This window comes from Ensifer aridi, assembly GCF_002078505.1.
In the GTDB taxonomy this organism is placed as follows: domain Bacteria; phylum Pseudomonadota; class Alphaproteobacteria; order Rhizobiales; family Rhizobiaceae; genus Sinorhizobium; species Sinorhizobium aridi.
In genome coordinates, this window is the sequence record NZ_LUAV01000058.1 from 712 (window position 1) to 1,074 (window position 363).

General features: G+C 70.0%; 1 protein-coding gene. It reads right to left on the reverse strand.

Going from position 1 to position 363, the window contains the following annotated elements:
* The coding region (locus AYK65_RS31145) for a condensation domain-containing protein (RefSeq protein WP_139793418.1) at positions 1-363 on the reverse strand (363 nt) is incomplete at both ends.

Here is a 363-nt window from a genome sequence, read left to right on the forward strand (position 1 = left end):
CGTGCCGAACACCACCTGTTCGCGGCCGCTGCTTCGCGCCACCACCTGGCCCCAAGCGAGATGGCAAAGGCTCGCCAGGCTGACCCCCAGCCGCCGCGCCTGGTCGCGCAGCCGATCGTTGAGCGCCTGCGGCAGCATCCGCTGCGCCTCGCCGACCCCGCTGCCGTCGCCGCGAACCTCGCTCAGCCCGAACGGTAGGGTCGGTTCGTCGATATCGGCGAGCATCTTCCGGAAGAACTCCTCATGCGCCTTGGCATCCATGCCAAGCCGCGCCTGCGCCACCAGATTGCGGAACGGCTGCGGCGCCGCCAGCTCATGCGCGCGTCCCTCGAGCACGGCCTGGACCTCGGCATGCATCACTTC